1 protein-coding gene is annotated in these 637 nt (G+C 37.4%); it reads right to left on the reverse strand.

The window, feature by feature from the left end; genetic code table 11:
• Positions 1–236: 236 nt before the first annotated feature.
• On the reverse strand, positions 237–557 hold the full coding sequence (locus IQR33_RS10125; protein ID WP_193837708.1) for a c-type cytochrome: 321 nt from the start codon (positions 555–557) through the stop codon (positions 237–239).
• Positions 558–637: the final 80 nt, after the last annotated feature.

Genomic DNA, 637 nt, shown 5'->3' on the forward strand with positions numbered 1-637 from the left:
TGGTTGCGCATGTGTGTGAGACATAACTTACTTCACGTCAAATTCAATAAAGCATGAAATATCGATAAAATAGAATAAAAAGTCAATATTAATGCTTATGTTGAACTATAAATTCATCAAATATTTGAAGTGAAGTTAATTTGATTGTTTTGTGGTCGAATGTTGGGTTAATGTTTCAATATGCGTTGAGTTTGGATGATTCACGAGCTTTCATAGTACATCTACAGGTGATCTAATCACTTGATTTCTGTCTGTTCTGCATAAAAAGCAGCGACATCACGAAGGTCTTCATCATTTAACATTTTTAACTGTGCTGCCATCATTTCTGCAAGTGGCCCTTTACGCTCACCGGCTTGATAAGATTTCATTGCATTGTAAAGGTACTGAGCATTTTGACCAGCAAGGCTTGGATAGGTGTTGTTCGTTGCGATGCCTGTAACACCGTGACAATAGACACAGCTAGGTGATTTGATTTTACCTTTATCAGCATCACCAAACGGCCCGGCATGGATAGCGGAAGAGAAAATAAAAGAGATTAGAAGTACAAATCTGAGCATGGAGGTTATCTATTCGCTAAAAATCATGCCGATACAATAAAGCTTCCCCTTAGGGGAAGCTCAATGATCAAAATCAAATT

This window comes from Vibrio sp. OPT46 (assembly GCF_015163535.1).
In the GTDB taxonomy this organism is placed as follows: domain Bacteria; phylum Pseudomonadota; class Gammaproteobacteria; order Enterobacterales; family Vibrionaceae; genus Vibrio; species Vibrio alginolyticus.